The following is a 26,002-nucleotide window of genomic DNA, read 5'->3' on the forward strand; positions in this document are numbered from 1 at the left end:
AGAGAGCGTGAGAGATGCGCAAGATACTTGTCGTGGGAGCCGGCCAGTCCGGTCTCCAGCTCGCCCTCGGACTCCAGTCGAAGGGGTACGAGGTCACCCTCATGTCCAACCGGACGGCGGACGAGATCCGCACCGGGCGGGTGATGTCCACGCAGTGCATGTTCGACACGGCCCTGCAGCACGAGCGTGATCTCCAGATCAACTTCTGGGAGCAGCAGGCCCCGAAGATCGAGGGCCTCGGCGTCTCCGTCGCCACCCCCGACGCCGGCCGCGCCATCGACTGGCTCGGCAGGCTCAAGGGGTACGCCCAGTCCGTCGACCAGCGCGTGAAGATGGCCGGCTGGCTCGACACCTTCGTGCAGCGCGGCGGGCAGCTGGTCATCCACGGCGCCTCGGTCGCCGACCTCGACTTCTTCTCCCGTACGTACGACCTGGTGCTGGTCGCCGCCGGCAAGGGCGAACTGGTCTCGATGTTCGGGCGGGACGCGGCGCGTTCCCCGTACGACGCCCCCCAGCGCGCGCTCGCCGTCGCCTACGTGCACGGCCTGGACCCGCGCCCGGAGCACCCGGAGACGGAAGCGGTCCGCTGCAACCTGGTCCCGGGCGTCGGCGAGCTGTTCGTCATGCCGACCCTGACCACCTCGGGCCGGGCGGACATCCTGTTCTGGGAGGGCATCCCCGGCGGTCCGCTGGACGTCTTCAACGGCGTCAAGGCCCCGGCGGAGCACCTGGCGCTCACGCTGGAGCTGATGGAGAAGTTCGTGCCGTGGGAGTACTCCCGGGCGACGAAGGCGGAGCTGACGGACGCGGGCGCCACGCTCGCCGGGCGCTACGCGCCGGTCGTCCGCAACCCGATCGGGCGCCTCCCGGGCGGCGGCCTGGTGCTGGGCGTCGCGGACGTGGTCGTCGCGAACGACCCGATCACCGGGCAGGGCTCGAACTCCGCCGCGAAGTGCGCCGCCTCGTACCTGTCGTCGATCCTGATGCACGGGGACAAGCCGTTCGACGAGGCGTGGATGAAGGCCACCTTCGACAAGTACTGGTTCACCACCGGCAAGCCGGTCACCCAGTGGACGAACGCGATGCTGGGCGTCCCGCCGGAGCACGTACTGAACCTGATCGGCGCGGCCGGGCAGTTCCAGCCGGTGGCGAATCGATTCGCCAACGGCTTCGACAACCCGGCCGACTTCGACTCGTACTTCTACGACCCCGAGGACACCGCCGACTACCTGGCGGAGGTCGCCTCGGCGTCGGCGGCCGTGGCGTCCGGGGCCTCCTCGGCGGAGTAGCCGGTGTCGTCACCCGTCTCCGCTGCCTTACCTGCCTCGCCCGCCGCGGCCGCCGCGGCCTCGGGCAGTTCGGGCGGGGTGAACTCCGCCAGCGGGGCGCCGTCCGGGTCCGGCCGGACGGCTCCCAGCAGCGGGTTCGCGGCGATCGGCGAGACCTTGACCAGGGCCCCCGGCCGCGGCGCCTGGATCACCTTGCCGTCGCCGACGTACAGGCCCACATGGGTGGCCTTGGGGAAATAGACCACCAGGTCCCCGGGGCGCAGCTGGTCCAGCGGCACCTTCGGCAGCTGGGCCCACTGCTCCTGACTCGTCCGCGGGATGGTGCGCCCGGCGTGCGCCCAGGCCTGCGAGGTCAGCCCGGAGCAGTCGAAGGACCCCGGCCCCTCCGCGCCCCAGACGTACGGCTTGCCGATCTGGGCCGCCGCGTAGGTGAGGGCGGCACCACCGGCCGCCGTGGGGGTGCCCGTACGGGCGGGGAGGCGACCCGAATCGACCAGGTCCCGCTGCGCGGAGGCGGTGTTCTCGGCCTCCTGCGCGCCGAGCCGCGTGAGCTGGTCCGGGGTCAGGGCGGCGAGTACCCGCTCGACCTCCTTGAGCTGCGCCGCGACCTCGTCCTTGTGGAGCTTCTGCTGCGCGGCAAGGGCCTGCCGGGCGTCCAGGGCCTCGTGGGCCCGGGCGGCGAGCGTGTCGGCCTCCTTCTCGCCCCGGGCGAGCCGGGCCAGTACGCCCGCCCGCCGGGCACCCTCGCGGGCGGCGAGCCGACGCTGGTCCAGGGCGGCCTGCGGGTTCCCGGCGAGCAGCATCCGCGCGTACGCGGACAGCCCCTGGCCGCCCTGGTACTGCTCCCGGGCGATCCGCCCGGCGAGGGCTCTCTCCGAGTCGAGCGCCGTACGGGCCTTGCCGAGTTCGGCGGCGCGCAGCCGCTCCTCGGCCTGGCCGGCCCGGAGGGCCACGTCGGTGGCGTTGTAGGCCTCGGCGGCCTCCTCGGCCTTCTGGTACAGGCCCTGCAGGCGGGTGAGCAGCACCCCGACGGACTCCCCTTCGGGGAGCCCCGGCTCGGCCCCGGCACCAGGGGCCGGCGCGGCGACGACGAGCACTGCGGCGATGCAGGCGGCGCGAAGCGGCCGATATGACAGCCGATGTGACATGGGATCACCTCCGAGGCGGCCGATGCTGCCACGCCCGGTATGACAAATCCCCCAGCGGAGTCGGCCGGTCGCGGAGCCTCACCCGGTTGGGGGTGGGGTGGGGCTTCGGTGGGGCGGGGGCTTCGGTGGGCGGGAGCGGCTCGGGCGGTATCAGGGATGTGTATGGGGGTTTCCCGTCAGTCCCATCGTCCCTCCGTGTCGGGCCGGTCCCTCAAGGGCGCTCCTTCGTCGCGTCGCTTCGCGATGGCCTTTGGCCACCCTTGACCGACCGTCCCGCCCCGGAGAAACGAAAGACTGCCGGGAAACCCCCAAAGGAACGGGCCGGGCGTTCAAGGATCAGGACGGGGCGGCCAGAGATGCGCGAGGAGATCCTGGCGAGCACGACCGAGAGGCGGGGCCGATCACAGACCAGGGCCAATGTCGGGGGAGCGCGCCCGATCGCTACGCGCTTCTCATCTCTCGGCGTCCGACGGCCGTCCGGGGCTGAGCGCTCGCTATTCCGTCGTGGAGCCGGGTCAGCGCGAGCATCACCTCATAACCTCGTGCCCGAACAGGGGTAATTGGGGCAAGCGGTCGGCCTTTCTGGCCGCCCACGTGCGCTGACCCGCATCCACGACGAAATAGCCGCTGTCTCATGCTTCTTCGCCCAGGTCACCCGTCAGACGCCTCCCAAGAGGAGTAGCTCAATTACCTCCGGGGTAATCGCACCGCCCAAGGGCTCTCGGCTACGTTCTCGGTCATCACTCACCCAAGGAACGAGGAGCCCCGTGGTGCCTGCTTACGGCTTCGCTCATCTCCGCAGCCGCCGGAATCACTCCGACGTCATCGAGTACCTGGAGCGCATCCAGGCGACCCTCGACCCCTTTGCAGGCCGCTTCGTCATCCACGGTCCGCCGGCCGAAGTCGTAGAGGGCAGTTGGCCTGGCAGCATGGTGCTGATCGAGTTCCCCAGTCTGACCGAAGCCCGTGCCTGGTACGACTCTCCCGCCTACCGGAGCATCCTTCACCTGCGTACCGACCACATCGAAGGCGACCTACTGCTGATCGAAGGTGTCGGGCCGAACTACCACCCGGCCGAACGAGCTCGCAAGCTGCAGGAAGAAGCCGGCCGGTCGACCAGTTAGGTTCCGTCCGGCGGATCATGTGGCTGTCGGGCGACGCGGTGGCCGTTGGAGCAACGGGATCCTCTTCCGGGTGTGGACCGGCATACCTGGCGTGTTCTTCCCGAGCGTTTCGGCAGTTGGAAGACCGTCTACGAACGCCATCGCCGCTGGTCGGCGTACGGTAGGACCGGATCCTGCGTACTGTCCAGGCAGACGCCGACCTGGCCGGCTTGACTGGAGCATGGTCAGCGTCGACTCCACCTCCTGTCGTGCCCACCAACACGCAGCAGGAGTACGCAGGAAGGCGCCACGCGTTCCGAAAACAGGTCGGCGCCCCGAAAAACCACCGCCCCGACGAGGGGCGCGGACGGTCCCGAGCCGAGGGACCAGCGGGCAAACTGCAAGCGGCGTGGTAGTAAGGGCGGTCGGCCCACCGGCTCAAGAACCACCGGGCCGTCGCCACTCGTTACGACAAACGCGCCTACGTCTTCCACGGCACCGTCACCACCGCTGCGATCCGACTATGGCTCCGCTGATGATCCGCCGGACCGGCCCTGGCGGTGAGGCGCCCGAAAACCAGTGGAAACGTGTCGCTGTCCGCCACTACCGTGCCGTCGAACCGAGTCGTCCAGGCAAGGACATGCCGTTGTACACCCTGTGAGACCCCCCAAGCGCTGATCGGTCGCGCGTCGCACATGTGCGCCGTGCTGCTTTTTGCTGCGGACTTCTCACTGAAACCGGTGTACTTCTGTGCTCAATAACTGGGCGGTCGTGCCCACCTGCCTGCCGCTCGTTCGCCGCCGTTGCCATGCGTGCGCGTCCGAGCGTTTCCGGGCGAACGGCAAATTTCGTGTCAACGCGAACCACAAGCTCCTCGACGCCTGGCTGCTCGTGCTCTGTACCGCTTGCGGGGACACCGCGAAGCTCACGGTCCTGGAGCGGATGAACGTGCGCTCCGTACGACCTGAGCTCCTGGACCGCATGCATGACAACGACCCCGGCCTGGCGGCCGAGGTGCTCCAGGATCCGGTCATACGGCGGCGCAATCGCATCGCCCTCGACTGGGACGACGCCTGGCGGCTCGACACCGGCGGATCGGATCACCTGGGTCGGGAGGTGATCGACGTCTCGGTCCGCTTCGCGGCGCAGATCCCCGTCCGGCCGGTGCGGGTGATCGCTGAAGGTTGCGGTCTTTCCCGGGCCGAGGTCGAAAGACTGATCGCGGACGGGAAACTCGTGTCGGCAGTCCGGCTGGGCGGCAAGCTCTCCGGCGACTTCACCTTCATGCTCAAGCGCTGAGCCCCCTGGACTAGGGCCTGTCCGGCAAGATCCGCCGGACGGGCCCTAGTCCAGCAGCCGCAGTAAGCAGAACCCTCACGGAAGAATTTGCTTACTCCGAGGGAACGTTTTGCTGGGATGGCTCCTCACCAGGGCGACGGAATCCTCTCGCCGACGTAGGAGAACCCATGCCGTACCGGCCCGCCGCCCCGACCCGCGCTGCCGCGCTGGTCGCCTCGGTGCTCACCGTGGACGCCGTGCTCCACCTGTACTGGGCGACGGGAGCCACATGGCCCGCGGCCGACGACAAGAGCCTGTCCCACGCAGTTCTCGGGACGGACGTGCCGTTCACACCGCCGGTCCTGCTTCCTCTTGTCGCCCTGCTCCTCACCGCCGCCGCCATCGTCCTCGCCCGCTTGCGCCGGCCCCGCCTTCTGATACTCCGGGTCGGCACCCTGGCCGTGGCCGCGGGCCTCTCGCTGCGCGCCTTGGCGGGCATCTACTGGTTGTTCGCCAAGGAGACCGGCACCGCCTTCTACTGGCTCAACCTCATTCTCTACACCCCACTGTGTGCCGTCCTGGCCGTCGCCGCTCTGCGCGTGGCGCGGTGGAAGGAAACGGCCCGTGTCTGATGAACGCCCCCAAGACCGGACGGTCCGGCTCGTGCGAGCCGCCCAGCGTGGCGACACTCTCGCCATGGCCGAACTCCTGGACGTCCTCGCCCCGTACGTGAGCCGCGTCTGCGCGCCCATAGCCCTGGGCCAGGGCCCGGACGCTGCGCAGGAAGCCCTGGTGGCGGTCTTCAAGTCGCTGCGCACGCTGAAGGAGCCGGCCGCACTGCACGGCTGGGTCCGTGCCATCGCGGTACGGGAGGCGATTCGCATCGCGCACCGCGCCGCCCGCACCGTGCCGGCCGATCTCAGCGCGCTCCCCGCCCGAGGCGACCCGCAACTCTCCGCCGACATCAAGGACGTACTGGGCCGTCTCTCCCCCGAGCACCGCGCGGTATTGATGCTGCGGGACATCGAAGGCCTGGACGAGCGCACCGCCGCCGCCCTGCTCGGCTTGCGCACGGGCACCCTCAAGTCGCGGCTGCACCGCGCCCGCAACATCTTCCGGAAGGCGTGGACGTCATGAACGAGCCCTGGCCCGTCACGGACCTTGACCCCGTACGCCGCCTGTACGCCTTGGCCGGAGGCATTCGCGGTGCCTACGTGACCGAGGCGTACATCGACGCCCCCTTCGAACGGGTCTGGTCCCTGCTGGGCGACCTGGAAGGCGCCTTCGGGCAGGTCGTGCCCGACATGGAGCGGCTGCGGGTCGTCCGTCGGCAAGGCAAGCATGTAGAGGCGCTGGCGCGCAGCAGGTACGGAATGCGGGCGCGACTGCGCGGGGTGCAGCAGCCCGGCTGGTGCTGGTTGCAGAGCCGATTCCTCCTGCTCGGCGTGGCGGCGGCGCCGGAAGGCCCAGGAACTCGGGTGGCGTTTACCGGCGGAGTGCGCCTGCCGGCCCACGCCGCTCTGATCCCCCTGGGCGTACGCCGCGAGGGCAGCCGCAGCGTTCAGCGTCTGACGGCCTTGCTGTGACTGGCCGGCCGCACCGCACGCGAGGCGACCGCCAACACCCACTTCGCTGGCCCCCCTTAGCGATCCGGCCTGCGACCTGCCACAGGCGGCCGTCGGACGCATAGCGAGCGTGGGATCGGGGTCGTGGGCGGCTTATGCCCAGCCCAGGACGGGGTGGAGACGCTGAGAGATGAGGAGCGCGTAGCGATTTGGCGCGCTTCCCCCAACCCGGGCCCTGGTCTGTGATGGGCCCCGCCTCTCGGTCGCGCTCTCGGGGATCTCCTCGCGCATCCCTGGCCGCCCCGTCCTGATCCTTGAACGCCCGGTCCGTTCCTTTGGGGGGTTCCCGGCAGTCTTCGTATGTCCGGGGCGGGACGGTCGGTCAAGGGTGGCCGAAGGCCATCGTGTAGCGACGCGACGAAGGAGCGCCCTTGAGGGACCGGCCCGACACGGAGGGACGATGGGACTGACGGGAAACCCCCATACACATCCCTGATACCGCCCGGGAGGCTCCCGACTCCCCGTGACACGGGTGCGCGTGACCTACGCCTCCCCGTCCCCGCTCCCGCTCCCGCCCCCGTTCGTCCGCTGCGTGAGGATGCGGCGGAGCCAGCGGGTGCGGGCGTTGCGTGCGTCCTGGCTGAGGGCCGCCTCGGGGGCGAGGCTGTCGAAGCCGTGGAAGGCGCCCGGCCATACGTGCAGTTCGGCCTGCCCGCCGGCACGCCAGATCGCGTCGGCGTAGGCCACGTCCTCGTCCCGGAAGGTCTCGGCCGAACCGACGTCGATGTAGGCCGGGGGGAGCCCGGACAGGTCCGTGGCGCGGGCGGGGGCGGCGTAGGGCGGCAGGTCCGCGGCTCCGGACCGCTCGCCGAGGAGTGCCTGCCACGCGGTGGTGTTGGAGGTGCGGTCCCAGATGTCGACGCCGGCCATCTGGTGGCTGGAGAAGGTGGTGTTGCGGTCGTCGAGCATCGGGCACAGGAGCAGCTGGCCGATCGGCGCGGGGCCGCCCCGGTCGCGGGTGAGCAGGGCGAGTGCCGCGGCGAGGCCGCCACCCGCGCTCTTGCCGCCGATGACGATGCGGCCGGCGTCGATGCCGAGTTCGGCCGCGTGCCCGGCCGCCCAGACGAGGCCGGCGTAGCAGTCCTCCACCGGTTCGGGGTACTGCGCCCGGGGCGCCAGGCCGTATTCGACGGAGATGACGGCCAGGCCGAGGGGGAGGGCCCATTCGCGCAGCAGCTGCGGGAGTACGGACGGGGCGTTGCCCATGACCATTCCGCCGCCGTGCATGTAGTACAGCAGGGGGAGCGGACCGGTGGCCCCGGCGGGGCGGGCGCTCACGAGCGTGACGTCCCGTCCCGGTACGCGCACCTCGTCCACCTCGAAGAGTCCGTCGGCCCGGAGCTCCCGGACCGTCGGCCGGGGCCGGGTCGCGATGTCCCGTTCCTGCTGGGCCGCGAGGTTCTCCGGGGTGAGGGGGTCGCGTACCGCGTCCCCCAAAGCCGCCAGTACGAGACTCAGTTCGGGGTCGAAAGGGGGTGTGTCCCCCTGTGCGAGGTCCATGCGGGGCAGTCAACCACAGGCGGATATCCGTTCGATCTGGGGTTTTGTGCAGGGGATGCCGTCCGGGGATGCCGTCCGGGGATGGGCGAGCACCTTCTCCGTGCGCCGCGACGCCTTCTCCCTCAGTCGCGCAGCAGGCGGGCCTTGGCCGTCGTGAACTCCTGGGGGGTCAGCAGGCCCTCGCGGGCCAGGCCGGCCAGCTGGGTGAGCTCCGCCACCAGGCCGGTCGCGGGGGTCGGCCCGGCCGCCGCGGTGTGGTCCGGCGGGATCGCCGCCGCCGGCTCCGGATCGGCCGGCTGCGGGGGTTCCGGCGGCGGTTCGGCCGGGCCGACCAGGCCCACCGGGTCCGTGGCCGCCGGTGCCGCGGTCGCCACCGAGCCCGCCGTCGGCTCCGTCGCTCCCGACGCCCGCGCCAGCAGGCCCCGCAGCAGCGGGTGCCCCGCCGGGCGGTTCGCCGGGCGGACCGTTACTCCCATCGGGCGGATGAACATCAGGCCACCCCCGCCCGTGGATCCGCCGGTACCCGGTCCGGCGGGATGCGGACCGAGCCGACGATCCGGCCGCCCGCGGTCCGTACGGCGATCGCCGCGTCCTCGGCCCACAGGTGTTCGACCACGAGCAGCAGGGCGCAGCTCCCGCGTTCCAGCAGCCCCGCCGCCTCCTCGATGTCCTCCGGCCCGATCAGCCGCGCCACGTCCCGGCCCGTCAGCAGGCCGTGCAGCTCTACGAACTCGTCGAACTCGGCCGCCAGTACGTCCCCCGAGGCCGTCCTCGTCGCCACGATCCCGTCGATCAGCCGGACCACCCCGGTCTTGCGCAGCCCCATCACGGCCTCGACCGCCGGAGCACGCAGCTGTTCCTCCGGGAAGGCGAGGACGATGAATTCCACAGGTCCCATGCGCCTCGGCTCCTCACCTTCGATACTTCCGACCGTTTGTGACGACTCTTCGGCACACTATGGCATAAGCGGACATATCATCCGCCTGCTTGCTACGTTTCGGTGCATGACCGCTCTGACGGCAAAGGTGACGGAGCCCGCCCCGCCCCCGCCCCCCGGCGCCGGCGCCCCCAGACGGCGCGGCGTCGAGCTGACGCTCCTCGCCGGAGCCGTCCTGATCTCCGTCCTCGGTCACCTCTACGTCGGCCTCGCGACCACCGGCCACATCCCCGGCCCCGCCGCCCGCTACACCACCGGTCTGTGCGTCGCCGCCCTGCTCGCCCACCTCGCCGTCCGCCTGCGGGCCCCGTACGCCGACCCCCTCCTGCTCCCCATCGCCGTCCTCCTCAACGGCCTCGGCCTCGTCCTCATCCAGCGCCTCGACGTGACCACCCCCGGGCACCTCACCGCCGGGGACCAGCTCCTGTGGTCCGCGCTGGGCGTGGCGCTCTTCGTGCTGGCCGTCGCGCTGCTCGGCGACCACCGGGTGCTCCAGCGGTACGCGTACCTCTCCGTCGCGGTGGCCCTGGTCCTGATGCTGATCCCCGTCTTCTTCCCGGCGGTCAACGGCGCCCACATCTGGATCCGGTTCGCCGGGCTCTCCTTCCAGCCGGGGGAGTTCGCCAAGATCCTGCTCGCGGTCTTCTTCGCCGCCTACCTCGCCGCGAACCGCACCGCGCTCGCCCTCACCGGCCGCCGGCTCTTCTGGAAGCTCCGGCTCCTCCCCGGCCGCGTCCTCGGCCCGATCCTCGCGATCTGGCTGCTCAGCGTCGGTGTGCTGGTCCTGGAGCGGGATCTGGGGACCTCGCTGCTGTTCTTCGGACTGTTCGTGATCATGCTGTTCACCGCCACCGGGCGGATCGGCTGGATCGCGATCGGACTGCTCCTCGCCGCCCTCGGCGCGTACGCCGTAGGAACCTTCGAACCGCACGTGCACAGCCGGGTGGACGACTGGCTGAATCCCTTCGCCTCCATCGAGCGCGGCGAGGGCCCCGGCCAGCTCGCCCAGTCCCTCTTCGCCTTCGCCGCCGGCGGCCTCCTCGGCGCGGGCCTCGGCCACGGCCAGTCCTTCCTCATCGGCTTCGCCGCCAAGTCGGACTTCATCCTCGCCACCGCCGGCGAGGAGCTCGGGCTCGCCGGCCTCGCCGCGATCCTGGTCCTCTACGGGCTCCTCGTCGCTCGCGGCTTCCGCGCCGCGCTCGCCCTGCGCGACCCCTTCGGGCGGCTGCTCGCCACCGGGCTCGCCTCGATCGTCGCGCTCCAGGTGTTCGTCATCGCGGGCGGTGTCAGCGGCCTGATCCCGCTCACCGGCATGGCCATGCCCTTCCTCGCGCAGGGCGGCTCCTCCGTCGTCACCAACTGGATCATCGTCGCCCTGCTGGTCCGGCTCAGCGACAGCGCCCGCAGACCCCGCCCCGCGAAGGAGCCGGCCGAGTGATCCGCTACATCCGCTGGTGTGCGTACTTCTGCGCCCTCCTGCTGGTCGCCCTGCTGGTCAACATCGCCCGCGTGCAGGTCTGGGAGTCCGCCGCCTACGGCGCGAACCCGGCCAACAAACGCCCCGCCATCGAGCGCTATGCCGAACCCCGGGGGGACGTCCTGGTCGACGGGCGTCCCGTCACCGGCTCCCGCGACAGCGGCCAACTGCTGCGCTACGAGCGGACGTACACGAACGGTCCGCTGTACGCGCCCGTCACCGGCTTCTCCTCCCAGACCTACGGGACCAGCTTCGTCGAGCGCGCGGAGGACGCGATCCTGTCGGGCACCGACCCGGGGCTTTCGGCCTTCCCGCTCTGGTACGAACTGGCCCGCGGCCGCCCCGCCGGCGGGAACGCCGCCACCACCGTCCGCTCCGGAATGCAGCTCGCCGCGTACGCCGGGCTCGCGGGCAAGCGCGGCGCGGTGGCCGCCGTCGAGCCGGCCACCGGGAGGATCCTCGCGCTGGTCAGCAGCCCCTCGTACGACCCGGCCGTGCTCTCCGGTACGGGTACGAAGGTCAAGGAGGCCTGGTCCACCCTGAACGCGGACCCCGCCCGGCCGATGCTCAACCGGGCGCTGCGCGAGACGTACCCGCCCGGCTCCACCTTCAAGATCGTGACGGCTGCGGCCGCCCTCGACGCGGGCGTGGTCACCGATGTGGACGCGCCGACCCGGACCCCCGACCCCTATCCGCTGCCCGGGACCAGCACCCTGCTGCCGAACGCGGGCACCGGCTGCGAGGACGCCTCGATGGCGGACGCGGTGCAGTGGTCCTGCAACACGGTGATGGCGAAGATCGGGGTGCAGGTCGGGCTGCGCGGGATGGTGGAGGCGGCGCGGCGCTTCGGCTTCAACGGTGAGGGGCTCCGGGTGCCCTCATGGGTGTCCCGGTCGAACTTCGACACCGACATGAGCCAGGACCAGCTGGCCCTTTCCTCGATCGGGCAGTTCAACACCACGGCCACACCGCTGCAGATGGCGATGGTGGCCGCGGCCGTCGCGAACGGCGGCGAGCTCAGGTACCCCTACCTGGTGGAACGGACGACCCAGGACGACGGTTCCCAGGTCCGGCGCGGCGACCAGCGCAGCCTGGGACGGGCGATGAACCCGGCCACCGCCGTCCGGCTGCAGGAGCTGATGGTCAAGGTGGTGGAGAACGGGACGGGCCGCAACGCCGCGATCCCGGGCGCGGTGGTCGGCGGCAAGACGGGCACCGCGCAGCACGGGGTCGGCAACGCGGGGACCCCGTACGCCTGGTTCATCTCCTGGGCCAGGGCCGAGGGCACCGCGCTGCCGCAGGTCGCGGTCGCGGTGGTGGTCGAGGACGCGTCGGCGGACCGGGGCGACATCAGCGGCAACGGCGCGGCGGCGCCGATCGCGCGGGCGGTGATGGAGGCGGCGCTGGCCACCGGCTGACGCCCGGCCCGACCGCAGAGGACCGCCCGGCCCGACCGCAGGGGACCGCCCGGACGCGCCTCAGGGGGCGTCCGGCCGACCGGGCCGGGCCCGACCGGCAGGACAATCCTCAGGGGGCATCCGCCCCGTCGGCGATGGCGGCCTCGACCTCCGCCACCCGCGCCGACTCCTCGGCCGCGAACCGCTCGCGGTCGAGGGCCTCGGCGATCTCCTCGTCCTGACTCATCAGCAGGTCCAGGTTCGAGTCGCCCATGTCGAAGACGCCGAGGTCCAGGTAGGCCCGCTGCAGCCGCTCGCCCCACAGCCCGATGTCCTTCACGCACGGCACGATCCTGCTGAACAGCAGTTTGCGGAACAGGTGCAGGAACTCCGACTGCTCACTGATCAGCGCCGCCTCCTTGGCCGCGATCCCGAAGTTCTCCAGCACCTCCACCCCGAGCAGCCGGTCCCGCATCAGGTAGCAGCCCTCGATCACGAACTCCTCGCGCTCGCGCAGCTCGGCGTCGGTGAGCTGCTTGTAGTAGTCGCGCAGCGCCATCCGCCCGAAGGCCACGTGCCGGGCCTCGTCCTGCATCACGTACGCCAGGAGCTGCTTCGGCAGCGGCTTGGTCGTCGTGTCGCGGATCAGGCCGAAGGCGGCCAGCGCCAGCCCCTCGATGAGCACCTGCATGCCCAGGTACGGCATGTCCCAGCGGGAGTCGCGCAGGGTGTCGCCCAGCAGCCCCTGGAGGCTGTCGTTGATCGGGTACAGCATCCCGACCTTCTCGTGCAGGAAGCGCCCGAAGATCTCGGCGTGCCGGGCCTCGTCCATGGTCTGCGTGGCGGAGTAGAACTTCGCGTCCAGGTCCGGCACCGACTCCACGATGCGCGCCGCGCACACCATCGCGCCCTGTTCGCCGTGCAGGAACTGGCTGAAGTTCCAGGAGGCGTAGTGCCGGCGCAGCTCGCCCTTGTCCTTTGCGGTGAGCTTGGCCCAGTGCCGCGTCCCGTACAGCGGCAGGGCCTCTTCGGGAGTGCCCAGCGGATTGAACGGGTCCACCTCGATGTCCCAGTCGATGCGCTTGCCGCCGTCCCACTGCTTGTCCTTGCCCTTCTGGTAGAGCGCCAGGAGCCGCTCGCGGCCGTCGGCGTACTCCCAGCTGAAGCGGGCGGAGCCGGCGGCGGGAACCTGCCAGACCGGCTCGCCCGGGTTCTCGGTGTAGAGCTCGTGCGTCGACACTGACGCCCCCTCGTCTCACGTACTGCCTTGTGGGACCGGACAGTTGGCAGCGTCACACGTTGGTAGACACGGGGTCAACAAGTCGTGCGCGAGGGATTGACGACCTTGCTGACAGGCAGTCTCATAAGAAGTGACCGCCGGTAACTCGACGACGAGGTGTCCGAACCCATGACGACCGTGACCGAACGAGCCGCGCTCCAGGACGCCCTCGGCCTGCTCAAGGACCGCGAGCAGATAGCCGAGCGACTGCTCGAATCCTCGGCCAAGCACTCCTTCGACCCCGACAGGGAACTCGACTGGGACGCCCCGGCGATCGAGGGCAAGTACTACTGGCCGCCGGAACTGCTCTCCCTCTACGACACCCCGCTGTGGAAGAAGATGGGGGAGGAGCAGCGCATCGACCTCTCCCGCCACGAGGCGGCGGCGCTCGGCTCGCTCGGCATCTGGTTCGAGATCATCCTCATGCAGCTCATGGTCCGGCACATCTACGACAAGTCCCTGACCAGCAAGCACGTCCGCTACGCGCTCACCGAGATCGCCGACGAGTGCCGCCACTCGATGATGTTCGCCCGCATGATCCAGAAGGCCGGCGCCCCCGAGTACCCGGTCTCCCGCCTCAACCACAACCTCGCGCGGATCCTGAAGACCGTCTCCACCACCCCCGGCTCCTTCGCCTGCACCCTCCTCGGCGAGGAGATCCTCGACTGGATGCAGCGCCTGACCTTCCCGGACGAGCGCGTCCAGCCGCTGGTCCGCGGCGTCACCCGGATCCACGTCATCGAGGAGGCCCGGCACGTCCGGTACGCCCGCGAGGAACTGCGCCGCCAGATGCTGACCGCCCCGCGCTGGGAGCAGGAACTCACCCGGATCAGCTGCGGCGAGGCCGCCCGCGTCTTCTCGCTGGCCTTCGTGAACCCGGCCGTCTACGACAACATCGGCCTGGACCGCCGCGAGGCCGTAGCCCAGGTGAAGGCGAGCGGCCACCGCCGCGAGGTCATGCAGAGCGGTGCGAAGCGGCTCACCGACTTCCTCGACGACATCGGTGTGCTGCGCGGGGTCGGCCGCAGGCTCTGGCAGAGCTCGGGGCTGCTGGCGTAGGGGAGGACGGGGGCGAGCCGCTGGTCCTGATCCACAGGACACCCACTCGTCCGGCGCCCGCGGGGCTACCCTGCGGACATGACCGTACGCGCGTACCGCAGGCTGAGCGTCGAGGAGCGGCGAGCCCAACTCCTCGACGCCGCCCTCTCGCTGTTCGCGCACCGGGCACCGGAAGAGGTCTCGCTCGACGACGTCGCCGAGGCCGCCGGGGTGTCCCGCCCGCTCGTCTACCGCTACTTCCCGGGCGGCAAGCAGCAGCTCTACGAGGCCGCCCTCCGCTCGGCCGCCGACCTCCTCGAACTGTGCTTCGCCGAACCGCAGCAGGGGCCCCTGACCCGGCGTCTGTCCCGGGTCCTGGACCGCTACCTCGCCTTCGTCGACGAACACGACGCGGGCTTCGCCGCCCTCCTGCAGGGCGGCAGCGTCGTGGAGACCTCCCGCACGACGGCGACGGTCGACGGCATCCGGCGGGCCGCCGCCGAGCAGATCCTCTTCCACCTGGGCGTCCCGGCCCCCGGCCCCCGGCTGCGCATGATGGTCCGTACGTGGATCACGGCCGTCGAGGCGGCCTCCCTCATATGGATCGACGAGGGCAAGCAGCCCGAGGTCGAGCGCCTCCGGGACTGGCTGCTGGACCAGTTCATCGCCCTCCTGACGGCCACCGCCGCCACCGACCCGGAAACGGCCGCGGCCGCCCGGGCCGCCCTTGCCCTGGAATCGGCGGACGGCCCGGTCGGGGTCCTGGCCCGCCGCGTGATCCCGGTGGTGTCCGAGGCCGCCCACCTGCTGTGACACTGGTGGGGTGAGAAGCCAACCGACCCCGTTCGAGGGCGGCCCGATGGACGGCCGGGTCCTCCCCGTCCTCCTCGGCCCGACCGGACACCCCCCGAAGTGGTACGAGATCCCCGTCCCGGCACCGGACGGCGGCCCGCCGACGGTACTGCTGTACGAACGCGTCCCGGCGGGGTACTCCAAGCGGCTCGGCCTGCAGAAGGGCTGGAAGTACGACTTCCGCCCCCCGGGCACCAAGCCCAAGATCCGCTGGCCCTGGACGAAGACCCCGCGGACCTGAGCCCGCCGGGCCGCGTACCGGGGCCGTTTCCGGGTCCGCGAGCGTCGCGTCGGGCTCCGGCGGGGTCCGAGTACGCGGGGGCGGGGCCGGGCGCGCCGTGCCAGGGCTCCGGCCGGGTCGGGGTACGCCGGGGCCGTTTCCGGGTCCGCGAGCGTCGCGTCGGGCTCCGGCGGGGTCCGAGTCCGCGGGGGCGGGGCCGGGTGCGCCGTGGCAGGGCTCCGGCCGGGTCGGGGTACGCCGGGGCGGGGGCTCCGGCCGGGGCCGGGCGCGCGCCGGGATGTCTCCTCGGGCGCCGAACGTGACGAGGCGTCGGAAGGCGCGGCGGCAAGGCGTTCGGCGCCCTGCGGGGACACCCCGACACACACCCGGCCCCGCCCTCCGCCCAGTCCTGCGACGGGGGAGCCCCGGGCCCAGTATCCCTCCGAGCCACGTGCCCAGGCCCCGCAGGGCTTCCGGCCGGGAACCTGCGGCGGAGCCGCCCTGCCCGTCGAGCCTCCGGCCAGGAACCGGCAGGGTGCGGAGGCCGGGGCTGGGTGTGTGTCGGGGCGCTCCCCGCAGGGCGCCGAACGCACTGCCGCCCGGCATTCCGACCCCTCGTCACGTTCGGCGCCCGAGGAGACGCCCCGGCGCGCGCCCAGCCCCGGCCGTCGGCCCGCGCAGAACACCACTGCCCCGCCATCTCCGGCCGCCAACGCCGTGCCCGCGCCCCGCACGGCCGCCCCGCTGTCTCCGGACGGCAACGCCGAACCTGCGGCCCGCATCGCCGCCCCGCTGTCTCCGGCCGGCAACGCCGAGCCCGCGGCCACGCGTGCGCCCAGCTGGCCCCGCCCGTCGGCCCGCGCAGCGCATCGCACCGCAGCCCCCGCGCCTCCGGCCGGCAGACCGGCTAGTGCCCCGGGAGTCTGAGGACCGCCAGGCCGCCGCCCTCACCGTCCTCCGCCGCGCGGAACTCCAGCCGCGCCCCGATCACCCCCGCCTGCCCCACGGCGATGGTCAGCCCCAGCCCGTGCCCCTTGCCGCCCCCGCTGCGGAAGCGCTGCGGGCCGTGCGCCGCCAGGTACTCGGGGAAGCCGTCCCCGTGGTCCCGTACGGTCACCACCGGCCCGTCCACCGTCAGCACCACCGGCGGCCGCCCGTGCTTGTGGGCGTTGGCCACCAGGTTCCCGAGCACCCGTTCCAGCCTCCGCCGGTCCGTCTCCACGTGCGCATCCCGGACGACCACCACCTCGCAGTCCGTCCCGGACGCCCGCACCACCCGGCGTACCAGCCGCCCCAGCTGGTGCAGATCGCTCTCCACCACCTCGCTGCCCGAGTCCAGCCGGGAGATCTCCAGCAGGTCCTCCGTCAGCTGCCGCATCGTCCGTACCCGCTCGCGCACCAGCTCCGTCGGCCGCCCTTCCGGCAACAGCTCCGACGCCGCCTGCAGGCCCGTCAGCGGTGTGCGCAGCTCGTGCGCCACGTCCGCCGTGAACCGCCGCTCGCTCTCCAGCTTCGACTGCAGGCTCCCGGCCATGGTGTCCAGCGCCGCCGCCACCGTCGCCACCTCGTCCTGGTGCCGCGAGGGGGTCCTCGTCCGCGGGTCGTCCACCCGCGCGTCGAGGTCGCCCTGGGTGATCCGCCGGGCCACGGCCGCCGTCAGGTGCAGGCGCCGGGTCACGCGGGTCACCGCGAAGGCGCCCACCAGCAGCGTGCCGCCGATCGCCAGCAGCGAGGACCCGATGATCGCGTTGTCCAGCCCGCTGATCGTGCGGGCGCTCTGCCCGTAGTCGACGGTCGTCGCGAGGGCACGGCCGTCCGCCGGGCCCGCCGCCCACATGGTCGGACGGCCCCGGTGGTCCGCCACCAGAGTGCCCCGGCGCCCGCTGACGGCGAGCGCCCGCAGCTCGGGCGGCAGCCCGACGGGATCCAGCCAGGAACCGCGCGGAAGGGGCTCGCCCTCCTCGTACGCGCGCGAGACCTCCAGCAGTCTGCCGAGTGCCTTCTCCCGTGCCGTGGCCACCGTCTGCCGGGTCACCTCCACGTGCACGAGGGCGCCCAGCACGGCAGCCAGGGAGCAGCACATCACCACGATGAAGCACGCCGACTTCCAGGTCAGCGTGGCCGTCCAGGCGGGCAGCCGCACGGGCGTCACGGCCGGCCCGGTACGGGAGCGGGTTCCCGGCTCCCAGGGGCCTGCGGATTGCCGGGCACCCGTACGATCTGCTCGCGCGTCGGCAGCATGGTGAGCTGCTTCTCGTCCCAGGACCAGGCCGTGATCAGCTCGTAGCCGTGGTTGCCGCTGGGCACCCGAAGGATCACGTCACGCCCGGCCAGTTCCACCGTGATGACGGTCTCCGTCGTCGCCATGATCCGGTTGAGCCGCCCGTCCGCGTCGGCCGTGTACACCCGTACGGACATCATCTTGTCCGGGAACTCGATGCCGACGATCAGCTCGTCCTCGCCGTTGCCCGTGAGGTCCCGGTAGTACGGCTTCAGCACCGGGCACGCCTCCGGATCCTGTTCGTCCGCGTCCTCGGCCTTCGCGCACTCCTGGATCGCGGCCGCCGTCCGGGACGGCATCCCGTCCGCGCCGACCTCGGTGTCCGGATGGGCGCGCAGCTCGGCCTGGACGAGGGCCACCGGGTCGACGGCGTGCACGTCCTGGTCGCGGACCGGCGGGATCCCCTTGACGTACTCGGGCGGGGCCCCACCCGGGTCGGCGGGCGGTACGGACGCCCCGCGGCGGTCGGGCCACAGGTGTACGGGCCCGCTCGCGGTCGGCGTGGAACCGGCGCTCACCAGCCCGCCGCTGTCCCCGCAGCCCGCCAGCAGCGGGACCAGTGCGAGGAGGGGGAGCAGCGAGCGCGCGGACACACGCAAGCGCAACCTGTTCACAGCTCCTGTGCCCTTCTGCCCGCGATACGCCGACGGCCGATCACGTCGACAACGTCGACCACGTCAACCATATGCGGAGGTACATCCGATTTACCCTGCGGTCTCAGCTGTCCGTGCGTCCTCGGCGCAGCATCGCGAAGCCCAGCCCGGCCGCGCCGACGGCCGCGATCCCGCCGGCGGCGGCGAGCAGCAGCACACCGTCGCCCGGACCGTCCGCCAGCGTACGCAGCCGCCGCCCACTGCCGGAACCGTCGGCGACGACGTGGGTGTCCCCGGTGGCCGCCTTCCGGGGAACTGAGGCCGGAACGACCTGCCCGCCGCGGGCCTCGTTGCGGGTCCCGGTCTTGTGTCCGTCGCCCGCCACGGTGTGGTCGCCGCCCTGGGCCGGGACGCCGCCCAGCCAGGAGGTCAGCCGCCCGGCGGGGTCCAGCGCCGCGTGCAGGTCCCCGGAGCCGCCGACGGCGGTGACCCCGTCACGGCTGGTCAGGGTGGTCGCCTTGGTGCCGTCGGCCGCCAGGATCTCGGCCTGGTACGCGCCGTCGGCCGTGCGGTAGATCTTCGCCGTGGAGACCCCGTCCGCGAGCGAGAGGCTCTTGACGAGGATCGACCGCGGGGCCGCGGAGTGCGCGGACGAGGCCGCGGGCACCCCCTCGGCCAGGGCGGCGGCGGTGGGCAGCGCCAGCAGACTTCCGGCACATGCGGTCACGGCGGCGGCGCGAACGAGAGTGCGGCGGCTGACGGTGCTCACGGGGAAATCCTTCGGTGCCGGTCAGGGCCTGGGCCATCCAGGTGGGTCAAACCTAGGGCCGGGCCGTTGCGGCAGCGCCCCGTTCGTGTAACAGCGGAGTCGCAAGGTTCCGTCGGAGTCGTTACACATCCGAGGGATTGCCCTGCGGCGCCCCGGCTGCTCCCATGGACGGCGGGGGTGAGGGCGATGCGCGGACTCAAGGTACTGCCGAGCGGCCGGCCCGGCCGCGGCCGGCTGTACGTCAATCTGCCCGACGGGCAGGCGGTGGCCTGGTACGACCGGCAGGCCAACCGGATCAGCGTCCTCGCGGACGACCACCGCGAGGCGATCCTGGCGGTGCTCCGCCCCTACCTGAGCGGGACGGTCTCGATCGGCCCGCCCCCGGTCCCCACGGCCTCCGACCTGCGACGTCTCGCGCTACCGCCGGACGCGGACCTGGCCCCGAACCGTCCGGGGGAGACCCTGCTGGGCGAACTGGAACACGGCCCAGCGGGCACCAGAGCCCGGCACCGCCTGCGCCAGGACCTGACCGCGCAGCAGCGGATGGGCGACGCCTTCGACGCCCTGGAACCCGAGGGCTGGCGGACCCTGCACTGCGTCCCGCTCCCGGGGCTGGGCCGCATCGACCACCTGCTCATCGGCCCGGCGGGGATCTTCTGCGTGCGTACGATCCCGGGCCGCCGCCAGCGCGCGGTGATCGGCGACCTCCTGCTGACGGTGGGCCGCACGGAACCCCGCCCGGACCCCCGCTGGATCCGCCGCGCGGCGGCCTTCGCCGCGGCGGCCCTGGCCACCGAGGTCACCCCGGCGCTGGCGCTGGTCGACGCCTCGCGGGTCGAGACGGCCCCCACGGTCCGCGACATCCGCATCCTCCAGCCCCCGACGGCGACCCCGGGCCTCGCGGCATCCCCCACGACGCTGAAACCCCCGGAGGTCGACACCCTCTTCGCCCGCGCCCGCGACACCACCACCTGGCTCGGCGCACACCCCGGCCCCCCTGCCGCACACTCCAGTCCCGCCGGCGTTTGAGGCGCCCCACCCTGTCCACCACCCTGTCCCCCTGCCGCACACTCCAGCCTCGCCGGCGTTTGAGGCGCGGGGTCTGGGGCGGAGCCCCAGTTTCGGGAAGGGGCGGGCAGGGGAATGCGCCGCAGGCCCCGCCCAGCCCCACCGCCTCCGCCACCACTCAGGCGGAGGTCCGCTTCCGCGGCGTCGCGGCCTTCTTCGCCGCCGCGCCGGTCTTCTTCGCCGCTGCGGTCTTGGCCGTCTTGGCCGTGCTCTTGGCCGCCGCCGCGCCCGAAGTCGACTTGCCCGCAGCCGACTTGCCGGTCGTCGTCGTCTTCTTCTTCGTCGCGGCCGAAGCCGCCGTCTTCTTGGCCGAAGCCGCCGTCGACGTCGACTTCTTCCCACCGACGGCCTTCGGGGCAGCCGTACCCGTACCCGTACCCGTACCGGCCTTCCGGCGAATCGGCGTGACCTCGGCCTCCGCCTCGCTCTCCCCATCCGCCTCCCCCCGGGAAGCCTTCGCGGCCCGCACGCTCTTCTCCAACGCGGCCATCAGGTCGATCACCTGCCCGCCGGCCGGCTCCACCAAGGCCTCCGTCGGCTCGAACGCCCCACCCGACTTCGCCACGATCAGCGCCTCCACGGCCTCCCGGTAGTCGTCGTGCAGCGAGGCCATCTCCACCTCGCCCAGCGTCGCCATCAGCGCGTCCGCCAGGTCGAGTTCGGCTTCCCGTACGGACACCGTGGCCTCCGGAGCCACCCCCTCCGGCGCCCGGATCTCGTCCGGCCACAACAGCCCGTGCATCGCGATCACATCGTCCACGACCCGAAGCATGCCCAGCCGCTCCCGCCCCCGCAGTGCGTACTTGGCGATCGCGACCTTCCGGCTCCGCTTGAGCGCCTCCCGGAGCAGCGTGTACGGCTTCGCCGCCGTCGCGCCGTTCGCCGCGAGGTAGTACGCCGCGTCCATCTGCAGCGGATCGATCTCCTCCGCCGGCACGAACGACATGATCTCGATCGTCTTCGCGGTCGCCAGCGGCAGCTGCGCCAGGTCCTCGTCCGTGATCGGGACGATCGACCCGTCGGCCTCCTCGTACCCCTTGCCGATCTCGGCGCTCGGCACCTCCTCCCCGTCCAGCTCGCACACCTTGCGGTACCGGACGCGCCCGCCGTCACTCACATGGATCTGGCGGAAGGAGATCGAGTGGCTCTCGGTGGCGTTCACGAGCTTGATCGGGATGCTGACCAGGCCGAAGGAAATCGCCCCGTTCCATATGGATCGCACGGTTCCTCCTGTTTCGTGGCAGTCTCATCGTATGACGCCGATCACATTGGTGGAGGGCCGTCGCATCGCGCTCAGCAATCTCGACAAGGTCCTCTACCCGGAGACCGGCTTCACCAAGGGTGAGGTGCTGCACTACTACGCCACCGTCGCGGGACCGCTGCTCGCCCACATCCACGACCGGCCGGTGTCCTTCCTGCGCTACCCCGACGGACCGGACGGGCAGCTCTTCTTCACCAAGAATCCGCCGCCCGGCACGCCCGACTGGGTGAGCACCACCCCCGTGCCGCGCTCCGAGGACCTCTCCGCCGCCCAAGTGGTCGTCGCCGACATGGCCACCCTCATGTGGTCCGCCAACCTCGTCGTGGAGTTCCACACCCCTCAGTGGACCGCCGGCCACCCCGCCCTCGCCGACCGGATGGTCCTCGACCTCGACCCCGGCCCGCCCGCCACCGTCGTCGAGTGCTGCGCCGCCGCGCTCTGGCTGCGCGAGCGGCTCGCCGCCGACGGCCTGCACGCCTACGCCAAGACCTCCGGCTCCAAGGGCATGCACCTGGCCGTGCCGCTGGAGCCGACCCCGTCCGAGCGGGTGTCCGCGTACGCCAAGCAGCTCGCCCAGGAAGCCGAGCGCGAGCTCCCCGACCTGGTCGTCCACCGCATGGCCAAGGCGCTGCGCCCCGGCAAGGTCTTCGTCGACCACAGCCAGAACGCCGCAGCCAAGACCACCGCGGCCCCCTACACCCTGCGGGCGCGGGCCCAGCCCACCGTCTCCGCGCCCGTGTCCTGGGCGGAGGTCGAGGCCTGCCGGACCGCCGCCGGGCTCGTCTTCCTCGCCGACGACATCGCACCGAGGCTCGCCCGCGACGGGGACCTCTTCGGCCCGCTGACCGACCCCGCGCAGGCCCGCCCGCTCCCCGGGACCGGAACCGGAACCGGAACCGGAACCGGAACCGGGACCGGGACCGGGACCAGGACCGGGACCGGGACCGGGCCGTGATCCGCGTCGCGCTGGCCGCAGCCGTACGCACCCTGCCGCGCGGGGCGGGACTGGCGTACGAGCCGAAGTTCGACGGTTCTCCAGACACTTTGGAATGTCTCATCCGGGTGACTCTCCGAGCCTTCCCGTAGCCGGTCACGTGATCGTCCGTTGGGGTGACTGTCCGGTTCTTCGGAACAACGGCAGCGTCCCTCGGAGGATTCTGTGCAGCTGTTCTTCACCAACAAGCGGAAGGTCTGGAAGGTCGGTGAGGTCGCCGGCCTGAGTCACGTCCAGCTCACGGATCTTTTCGAGCGACGTCGCATACCCGCAGGTACACCGATCCTGCTCGACGAGGCGATGCGCCCGGTGGAACCGGTCTCGACGTGGTTCCGGAAGATTTCCTTGAGCGGCCTGGACGCGAAGACGATGCGGTCGTACGCGTACACCGTCCTGATGCTGCTGAACTTCCTGGCAGCGCGGGGGCTGGATCTGCGCTCGGCCACCGAGTCGGACATCCAGGAGTTCCGGCAGTGGCGGCGCCAGGACGCGGAGGAGACCGTCGGGGAGGCGACCTGGGACCGTGATTCGGCAGCCATCAGCGGGCTCTACGACTTCCTGCTCCAGGACGGCTTTGTCGAGGTCCGCCCCTGGCGGGCGACGGGACGCAGAGCAGCACTGCGCAGCGGGACCAGCCGTGACCTGCGGGTTCGGCACATGGAGCTGGAGCAGTATCTCTACTGCCGGGACGTGGGTTTCGGTGGGCTGGCACCGGACGCGCAACTGGACTGGACCCCTACCTGCACATCGAGCGCCCGGAGATCGTCGCGAAAGCCCAGTCCAGTCTGCGTCGGCAGCACCGGGATCTCTTTGTGGTCCAGCGGTTCGAGACACGTACCCGGATCTCCATCCGTTTCGGCAAGTTGAATCACTGCACGATGAACGACACCGACCCCGTCGGCGCGAAATGCCTGGAAGAGGCTGTCGTCCCCCAAGGCCACCGGGGCCCGCTTCTCGACCGCTGCCAGCCGTCCCGGTGCGCCAACAGCGTCCTCGGCCCAGAGCACCTGCCCATCTGGCAGGCCGAACGCTCCTCCTTGATCAATTTGCTGGACACACCCAAGATCCCCAAGAACCGGAGGGCCCTGCTCGACGCGCAACTGCAGGATGTCGAGCTCATGATCAAGAGGGCGGACCAGTGACCGTGTCACCCAAGGCCGAGCAAGCGTTCCAGGAAGCCATGGAACGCCTCCTGTCGGGCAATCCGAACCGAACCGACGGCGCACTCACCAAGAACAACCTCTGGCGCAAGGCCGGCGTCAGCCGAGCCACCATGAATCGCGCAACCTCAGTCCTCGCCGAATGGGACAGCCGAGTCGACGAGAGTCCGGCTACCGCCCTGGATCGCCGGCGCCGCGAGGAGCTCAGCGAAGTTCGCGGCGAGCTCCGCAAGAGCCGACAGGAATGCCGACAGCTCCAGGAGCAGGTCGATGCCGCTGCCACCGTCATCGCGGCCCTGCTGGCCGAGAACGCGGCATTCCGCGAACAACTGGCCAAGCGATCAGCCCTCGCCATCCCACTCGACCGCGCTCACACCATCCGTGAATGACCTTCGAGCCCGCGCGGGTGAGGCTGTTCCGGTGACAGACCAGCCGGACCAGCGAGCCCCACCGTGCCGAAGACCTGGCCAGCAGACCCTGGCCGAATGGATGAGAGTTCGCCGAAGGTGGTCCTCCAACCGCCCCTCGATGTCATGCGTCCGCGCCCGGCCGATGAGATCCCCGAGCAGGACAGCATGCCTGGGGGTCTTCAGTACTCCCTCAAGCTGGATGGGTTCCGCGTACTCGCCTTCATCCTGGAGGGCGGAAGAGTGTTCTTGCAGTCAAGATCCGGGAGGGACCTCACCAGGGAGTTCCCGCAGGTTGCCGAATATCTGCACGAGAATCTACCGCCCGGAATCGTCCTGGACGGCGAGCTCTGCGCCTACCGTGACGGGCGGCTGAACTTCACTGATCTGCTTCGATCCCGCGCCGATCGTGAGCGGTCAGGAATTCCGGTCTACTACATCGCCTTCGACATCCTCGCCATCCCAGGCATGGACGTCAGGGGCCTGCCGCTATGGGAGCGGTGGGAGCTCCTCGGTGCGGCTTTGGGTGATGCCGAGCCGCCCCTTCAGCGTGTGCTGGCCACGCTGGACGAGGGGATTGCGTACCTCTGGTTTCGGGAGATGAGGGCCGTGGGTGTCGAAGGGATCGTGGCGAAGTCGCTCAGCTCGACCTATCAGCCGGGGGAAACGTGGGCCTGGAGGAAGATCAGGCACTCCGACACCCGAGACGGCAGACTCCTCGGCGTCTTCGGTCCGGAACAGCGACCGCATGCTCTTCTCGTGGAGCTTCCCGACGGCCGAACCGTGAAGACCTCGCCGCGCCTGACGGGAATGCAGGCTCGGCGGGTCGGCGAATCGGTACGCGGCCGACTGGGCGAGCGGACCGAACGTCCCGACCACGGCCTCGTGACCCCGGTCATCGAGCCTGTCCTGGTTGAAGTGCGCGAGACTGCCGGTCGCCACGAGACAGTCAAGTTCGTGCGTGTCAGGTTCGAGGGGTGAGGTGCTGGATTCCCGGCCCGACCCCATGCCCACGGGGAGCGCTACGGGTTGTGGGGGACGAGAGAAGAGTTTCCGTGGGCTCGCGCATATCGCGCTTGCAACGCAGACTGGCCCAGATCGCGTTCCAGCCGCGCCGCAGCCACTCCTTAGGTGAAGAGTCCCCTGCGCTTCAACTCGGCCCATGCATTCCCTGCGGGCGACCCGACTGCTCTGCTGCCAAATTGACAGCTGCTGTCCAGCATCGCTGATGCTGGACTACTGGCTGTAGGCAGCGGACTGGGTCAGCTCACCAATTCGGCTGTTCCTGCCATTCTTCAAGCCGTTTCGCGAGGCTTGTCGCATGACAGGACAACGGAGAGTTTTGTGAGCGTCACGCCTTCAGGTCGCTTGGTGTAGGACCACCGCTGACCAGCGCGCCACAGACATCCGAAGAATTTCTTGCGGCCATCGCCGTCCTGGGAAAGGGTCCTCTCGGCGGATTCGATGATCAGGATGCGATTGTCCGCCGAAAGCCAATTAAGGTCGCGCACGCAATCGTAGAAGGCCTTCCAGTTCCACCCAAAGTACTCAGGGAACTTGAGTACTTCCGAGAGGTGTTGGAACGCCGACACCTCGGTGGGCATTTCCTGGCCGTTGAGACGCGCCACGTACACGCTGCCCGACGCGGGCAGGAGTTCATCGAGAGGTACGCCACCGCCTGGCGTGATGACATGCATCCACGGGGCGATATGGATCGCCGAAATCTCTTCCTTCATCAATCTACCCATCGAGGGCTTCTGCCCACACCATGTACCTCAGGTCGAACCGCTCGGGTCATCGCCGACCCCATACCGAGAACTCGACCACCACGGCAGATTTGCCCGTCACCACGGAGCGGCCTTCGGCTTGCGGTGCCACCACCAGTGAGCGGAATCGGCATCCCTGCGCCTGCGCCGCAGCCAGGGGGTCCAGTTCCCCGGTGACGTCGCCCACGTTCATGTCGTCCGGCGGCAGAACGAGAACGGCGCCTAGTCGAAGTCGAATAAGCTGTGGGCGATGCCGGTTGAGTTGACGTCGGGCACACCGACGGCTCTATTACTTCAGGTCCCTGCTTCCGTGAATTCTTCGAGAGTGCGAATCAAGGTCGTGATCGCGACCCTTTCCTCTTCTGTCGAGCGGGCTGCATGAAAGTCCCACCTGCCGCTGTCGAGAGGGAACGCTTCGCGCAACACAAGCCCAACCCATCCAAGGCTGCCATCCAACGCGAGTCGCTCCGCGAGCCAATTGCGATACCTTGAAAGGTCGCCACGTTGATCGGCGGCCGAGAATCCGTACAGAAAGGCGGTATAGTTGGAGAACTGTTCAC

Annotated in this window: 27 protein-coding genes and 1 pseudogene; 18 read left to right on the top strand and 10 right to left on the bottom strand. The window is 70.8% G+C overall.

Annotated features, from left to right (window positions below):
* The first annotated feature begins 14 nt into the window (after window positions 1–14).
* Window positions 15–1,289, top strand: coding sequence for a styrene monooxygenase/indole monooxygenase family protein (locus ACZ4YL_RS06785; RefSeq protein WP_468114295.1), 1,275 nt, complete (start codon window positions 15–17; stop codon window positions 1,287–1,289).
* On the opposite strand, the gene ACZ4YL_RS06790 is transcribed toward ACZ4YL_RS06785, so the two are convergent.
* Window positions 1,226–2,437 (bottom strand): C40 family peptidase, encoded by a 1,212-nt coding sequence (locus tag ACZ4YL_RS06790; protein WP_468114297.1) that lies wholly within the window; start codon window positions 2,435–2,437, stop codon window positions 1,226–1,228. The two genes, ACZ4YL_RS06785 and ACZ4YL_RS06790, sit on opposite strands and share 64 nt — an antisense overlap.
* 770 nt (window positions 2,438–3,207) lie before the next feature.
* On the opposite strand from ACZ4YL_RS06790, the gene ACZ4YL_RS06795 reads away from it, so the two are divergent.
* The 6 genes and pseudogenes from ACZ4YL_RS06795 (at window position 3,208) to ACZ4YL_RS06820 (ending at window position 6,404) form a co-directional block, all read left to right on the top strand.
* Window positions 3,208–3,561: a DUF1330 domain-containing protein gene (locus ACZ4YL_RS06795; RefSeq protein WP_468114825.1), complete on the top strand. Its 354-nt coding sequence runs from the start codon at window positions 3,208–3,210 to the stop codon at window positions 3,559–3,561.
* Window positions 3,562–3,580: 19 nt separating this feature from the next.
* A pseudogene (locus ACZ4YL_RS06800) lies at window positions 3,581–4,076 on the top strand (transposase).
* Window positions 4,077–4,290: 214 nt separating this feature from the next.
* Window positions 4,291–4,839 (top strand): DUF1062 domain-containing protein, encoded by a 549-nt coding sequence (locus ACZ4YL_RS06805; RefSeq protein WP_468114299.1) that lies wholly within the window; start codon window positions 4,291–4,293, stop codon window positions 4,837–4,839.
* 167 nt (window positions 4,840–5,006) lie between these two features.
* Window positions 5,007–5,450, top strand: a complete 444-nt coding sequence (locus tag ACZ4YL_RS06810) for a DUF3995 domain-containing protein (protein ID WP_468114301.1) — start codon at window positions 5,007–5,009, stop codon at window positions 5,448–5,450.
* Entirely contained in the window at window positions 5,443–5,955 is a 513-nt protein-coding gene (locus tag ACZ4YL_RS06815; RefSeq protein WP_468114303.1) for an RNA polymerase sigma factor, read from the top strand. The genes ACZ4YL_RS06810 and ACZ4YL_RS06815 overlap by 8 nt, the downstream gene beginning before the upstream one ends.
* Window positions 5,952–6,404: a hypothetical protein gene (locus ACZ4YL_RS06820; RefSeq protein ID WP_468114305.1), complete on the top strand. Its 453-nt coding sequence runs from the start codon at window positions 5,952–5,954 to the stop codon at window positions 6,402–6,404. The genes ACZ4YL_RS06815 and ACZ4YL_RS06820 overlap by 4 nt, the downstream gene beginning before the upstream one ends.
* Window positions 6,405–6,926: 522 nt before the next feature.
* Here the strand turns inward: ACZ4YL_RS06820 and ACZ4YL_RS06825 are convergent.
* From ACZ4YL_RS06825 to ACZ4YL_RS06835, 3 genes are all read right to left on the bottom strand, one after another.
* Window positions 6,927–7,943 (bottom strand): alpha/beta hydrolase, encoded by a 1,017-nt coding sequence (locus ACZ4YL_RS06825; protein WP_468114307.1) that lies wholly within the window; start codon window positions 7,941–7,943, stop codon window positions 6,927–6,929.
* A 122-nt stretch (window positions 7,944–8,065) separates the two neighbouring features.
* Window positions 8,066–8,434, bottom strand: a complete 369-nt coding sequence (locus tag ACZ4YL_RS06830; protein ID WP_468114309.1) for an SHOCT domain-containing protein — start codon at window positions 8,432–8,434, stop codon at window positions 8,066–8,068.
* On the bottom strand, window positions 8,434–8,841 hold the full coding sequence (locus ACZ4YL_RS06835; protein ID WP_468114311.1) for a DUF6325 family protein: 408 nt from the start codon (window positions 8,839–8,841) through the stop codon (window positions 8,434–8,436). Before ACZ4YL_RS06835 ends, ACZ4YL_RS06830 begins: the two co-directional genes overlap by 1 nt.
* 106 nt (window positions 8,842–8,947) lie before the next feature.
* Between ACZ4YL_RS06835 and ACZ4YL_RS06840 the strand changes: the two genes are divergently transcribed.
* Together ACZ4YL_RS06840 and ACZ4YL_RS06845 are read left to right on the top strand one after the other, a co-directional pair.
* Window positions 8,948–10,318, top strand: coding sequence for an FtsW/RodA/SpoVE family cell cycle protein (locus ACZ4YL_RS06840; protein ID WP_468114313.1), 1,371 nt, complete (start codon window positions 8,948–8,950; stop codon window positions 10,316–10,318).
* Window positions 10,315–11,775 carry a penicillin-binding transpeptidase domain-containing protein gene (locus tag ACZ4YL_RS06845; protein ID WP_468114314.1) on the top strand — a complete coding sequence of 487 codons (1,461 nt, stop codon included), beginning with the start codon at window positions 10,315–10,317 and terminating at the stop codon, window positions 11,773–11,775. Before ACZ4YL_RS06840 ends, ACZ4YL_RS06845 begins: the two co-directional genes overlap by 4 nt.
* Before the next feature lie 109 nt (window positions 11,776–11,884).
* Here ACZ4YL_RS06845 and ACZ4YL_RS06850 read toward each other — a convergent pair whose 3' ends face one another.
* On the bottom strand, window positions 11,885–12,994 hold the full coding sequence (locus ACZ4YL_RS06850) for a ferritin-like domain-containing protein (protein ID WP_468114316.1): 1,110 nt from the start codon (window positions 12,992–12,994) through the stop codon (window positions 11,885–11,887).
* A 168-nt stretch (window positions 12,995–13,162) separates the two neighbouring features.
* Here ACZ4YL_RS06850 and ACZ4YL_RS06855 point away from each other — a divergent pair, with 168 nt between their 5' ends.
* The 3 genes from ACZ4YL_RS06855 to ACZ4YL_RS06865 all read left to right on the top strand — a co-directional run bounded on the left by ACZ4YL_RS06855 (window position 13,163) and on the right by ACZ4YL_RS06865 (window position 15,164).
* Window positions 13,163–14,092: an AurF N-oxygenase family protein gene (locus ACZ4YL_RS06855; RefSeq protein ID WP_468114318.1), complete on the top strand. Its 930-nt coding sequence runs from the start codon at window positions 13,163–13,165 to the stop codon at window positions 14,090–14,092.
* Window positions 14,093–14,170: 78 nt separating this feature from the next.
* Complete coding sequence (locus ACZ4YL_RS06860; protein WP_314244005.1) at window positions 14,171–14,884, top strand: TetR/AcrR family transcriptional regulator; 714 nt, start codon at window positions 14,171–14,173, stop codon at window positions 14,882–14,884.
* A 10-nt stretch (window positions 14,885–14,894) separates the two neighbouring features.
* Window positions 14,895–15,164 (top strand): hypothetical protein, encoded by a 270-nt coding sequence (locus ACZ4YL_RS06865; RefSeq protein ID WP_468114320.1) that lies wholly within the window; start codon window positions 14,895–14,897, stop codon window positions 15,162–15,164.
* Between the two features lie 886 nt (window positions 15,165–16,050).
* Here ACZ4YL_RS06865 and ACZ4YL_RS06870 read toward each other — a convergent pair.
* The 3 genes from ACZ4YL_RS06870 to ACZ4YL_RS06880 all read right to left on the bottom strand — a co-directional run bounded on the left by ACZ4YL_RS06870 (window position 16,051) and on the right by ACZ4YL_RS06880 (window position 18,786).
* On the bottom strand, window positions 16,051–17,295 hold the full coding sequence (locus tag ACZ4YL_RS06870; protein WP_468114322.1) for a histidine kinase dimerization/phospho-acceptor domain-containing protein: 1,245 nt from the start codon (window positions 17,293–17,295) through the stop codon (window positions 16,051–16,053).
* Window positions 17,292–18,038, bottom strand: coding sequence for a hypothetical protein (locus ACZ4YL_RS06875; protein ID WP_468114323.1), 747 nt, complete (start codon window positions 18,036–18,038; stop codon window positions 17,292–17,294). The genes ACZ4YL_RS06870 and ACZ4YL_RS06875 overlap by 4 nt, the downstream gene beginning before the upstream one ends.
* Before the next feature lie 103 nt (window positions 18,039–18,141).
* Window positions 18,142–18,786: a hypothetical protein gene (locus tag ACZ4YL_RS06880; protein ID WP_468114325.1), complete on the bottom strand. Its 645-nt coding sequence runs from the start codon at window positions 18,784–18,786 to the stop codon at window positions 18,142–18,144.
* A 186-nt stretch (window positions 18,787–18,972) separates the two neighbouring features.
* Here ACZ4YL_RS06880 and ACZ4YL_RS06885 point away from each other — a divergent pair, with 186 nt between their 5' ends.
* Window positions 18,973–19,815, top strand: coding sequence for a nuclease-related domain-containing protein (locus ACZ4YL_RS06885; RefSeq protein WP_468114327.1), 843 nt, complete (start codon window positions 18,973–18,975; stop codon window positions 19,813–19,815).
* Window positions 19,816–19,972: 157 nt separating this feature from the next.
* Here ACZ4YL_RS06885 and ku read toward each other — a convergent pair whose 3' ends face one another.
* The gene (ku, locus tag ACZ4YL_RS06890) at window positions 19,973–21,076 is read right to left on the bottom strand and encodes a non-homologous end joining protein Ku (protein ID WP_468114329.1); all 1,104 of its coding nucleotides are present in this window, start codon (window positions 21,074–21,076) and stop codon (window positions 19,973–19,975) included.
* 31 nt (window positions 21,077–21,107) lie between these two features.
* Here ku and ligD point away from each other — a divergent pair, with 31 nt between their 5' ends.
* The 5 genes from ligD (at window position 21,108) to ACZ4YL_RS06915 (ending at window position 24,657) form a co-directional block, all read left to right on the top strand.
* The gene (ligD, locus tag ACZ4YL_RS06895) at window positions 21,108–22,070 is read left to right on the top strand and encodes a non-homologous end-joining DNA ligase (protein ID WP_468114331.1); all 963 of its coding nucleotides are present in this window, start codon (window positions 21,108–21,110) and stop codon (window positions 22,068–22,070) included.
* Window positions 22,071–22,274: 204 nt separating this feature from the next.
* A complete protein-coding gene (locus tag ACZ4YL_RS06900) occupies window positions 22,275–22,976 on the top strand; it encodes a site-specific integrase (protein ID WP_468114332.1) in 702 nt (233 codons plus the stop codon).
* 11 nt (window positions 22,977–22,987) lie between these two features.
* Window positions 22,988–23,251, top strand: coding sequence for a hypothetical protein (locus ACZ4YL_RS06905; RefSeq protein ID WP_468114334.1), 264 nt, complete (start codon window positions 22,988–22,990; stop codon window positions 23,249–23,251).
* Window positions 23,248–23,658, top strand: coding sequence for a hypothetical protein (locus ACZ4YL_RS06910; protein WP_468114335.1), 411 nt, complete (start codon window positions 23,248–23,250; stop codon window positions 23,656–23,658). The genes ACZ4YL_RS06905 and ACZ4YL_RS06910 overlap by 4 nt, the downstream gene beginning before the upstream one ends.
* A gap of 96 nt (window positions 23,659–23,754) precedes the next feature.
* Entirely contained in the window at window positions 23,755–24,657 is a 903-nt protein-coding gene (locus ACZ4YL_RS06915) for an ATP-dependent DNA ligase (protein WP_468114336.1), read from the top strand.
* Between the two features lie 314 nt (window positions 24,658–24,971).
* Here the strand turns inward: ACZ4YL_RS06915 and ACZ4YL_RS06920 are convergent, their stop codons facing one another.
* On the bottom strand, window positions 24,972–25,412 hold the full coding sequence (locus ACZ4YL_RS06920; protein ID WP_468114338.1) for a barstar family protein: 441 nt from the start codon (window positions 25,410–25,412) through the stop codon (window positions 24,972–24,974).
* Between the last annotated feature and the right edge of the window lie 590 nt (window positions 25,413–26,002).

It is taken from the genome of Streptomyces sp. NPDC030021, from assembly GCF_055574035.1.

Excerpts from the sequence above, each read along its gene's own strand:
- ACZ4YL_RS06785 (WP_468114295.1), top strand. The coding sequence starts at position 15 with ATGCGCAAGATACTTGTCGTGGGAGCCGGCCAGTCCGGTCTCCAGCTC.
- ACZ4YL_RS06790 (WP_468114297.1), bottom strand. The coding sequence starts at position 2,437 with ATGTCACATCGGCTGTCATATCGGCCGCTTCGCGCCGCCTGCATCGCC.
- ACZ4YL_RS06810 (WP_468114301.1), top strand. The coding sequence starts at position 5,007 with ATGCCGTACCGGCCCGCCGCCCCGACCCGCGCTGCCGCGCTGGTCGCC.
- ACZ4YL_RS06820 (WP_468114305.1), top strand. The coding sequence starts at position 5,952 with ATGAACGAGCCCTGGCCCGTCACGGACCTTGACCCCGTACGCCGCCTG.
- ACZ4YL_RS06825 (WP_468114307.1), bottom strand. The coding sequence starts at position 7,943 with ATGGACCTCGCACAGGGGGACACACCCCCTTTCGACCCCGAACTGAGT.
- ACZ4YL_RS06830 (WP_468114309.1), bottom strand. The coding sequence starts at position 8,434 with ATGTTCATCCGCCCGATGGGAGTAACGGTCCGCCCGGCGAACCGCCCG.
- ACZ4YL_RS06835 (WP_468114311.1), bottom strand. The coding sequence starts at position 8,841 with ATGGGACCTGTGGAATTCATCGTCCTCGCCTTCCCGGAGGAACAGCTG.
- ACZ4YL_RS06840 (WP_468114313.1), top strand. The coding sequence starts at position 8,948 with ATGACCGCTCTGACGGCAAAGGTGACGGAGCCCGCCCCGCCCCCGCCC.
- ACZ4YL_RS06855 (WP_468114318.1), top strand. The coding sequence starts at position 13,163 with ATGACGACCGTGACCGAACGAGCCGCGCTCCAGGACGCCCTCGGCCTG.
- ACZ4YL_RS06860 (WP_314244005.1), top strand. The coding sequence starts at position 14,171 with ATGACCGTACGCGCGTACCGCAGGCTGAGCGTCGAGGAGCGGCGAGCC.
- ACZ4YL_RS06885 (WP_468114327.1), top strand. The coding sequence starts at position 18,973 with ATGCGCGGACTCAAGGTACTGCCGAGCGGCCGGCCCGGCCGCGGCCGG.
- ligD (WP_468114331.1), top strand. The coding sequence starts at position 21,108 with ATGACGCCGATCACATTGGTGGAGGGCCGTCGCATCGCGCTCAGCAAT.
- ACZ4YL_RS06905 (WP_468114334.1), top strand. The coding sequence starts at position 22,988 with ATGAACGACACCGACCCCGTCGGCGCGAAATGCCTGGAAGAGGCTGTC.
- ACZ4YL_RS06915 (WP_468114336.1), top strand. The coding sequence starts at position 23,755 with ATGGATGAGAGTTCGCCGAAGGTGGTCCTCCAACCGCCCCTCGATGTC.
- ACZ4YL_RS06920 (WP_468114338.1), bottom strand. The coding sequence starts at position 25,412 with ATGAAGGAAGAGATTTCGGCGATCCATATCGCCCCGTGGATGCATGTC.